The following is a 288-nucleotide window of genomic DNA, read 5'->3' as shown; positions in this document are numbered from 1 at the left end:
CTCGCCGCCGACCATGCGGTTGCCCTGCTGGCGCTTGGGATAGTGGACCAGCAGGCGGCGCTGCGAGCGCTCCATGAACACGATGGCCAGGCTGGCGGCCACGGCGCCGATCAGGATCAGGAACAGCGGCGTGTAGTTGCCCGAGGTCTGCGACTGGCCCAGCAGCTGGCCCAGGCTCATCGGCAGGTGGGCCATGATGCCGGCGAAGATGATCAGGCTGACGCCGTTGCCGACACCGCGGCTGGTGATCTGCTCGCCCAGCCACATCAGGAACAGGGTGCCGCCGGT

1 pseudogene is annotated in these 288 nt (G+C 68.4%); it reads right to left on the bottom strand.

Annotated elements, in window-relative coordinates:
• A pseudogene (locus tag EIK80_RS25615) lies at window positions 1-288 on the bottom strand (preprotein translocase subunit SecY); the annotation flags it as partial.

The organism is Caulobacter sp. 602-1 (assembly GCF_003931565.1).
Taxonomy (GTDB): Bacteria; Pseudomonadota; Alphaproteobacteria; order Caulobacterales; family Caulobacteraceae; genus Caulobacter.
The sequence above is the reverse complement of the archived record's forward strand: the minus strand, read 5'-3'. Positions and strand labels throughout refer to the sequence as shown.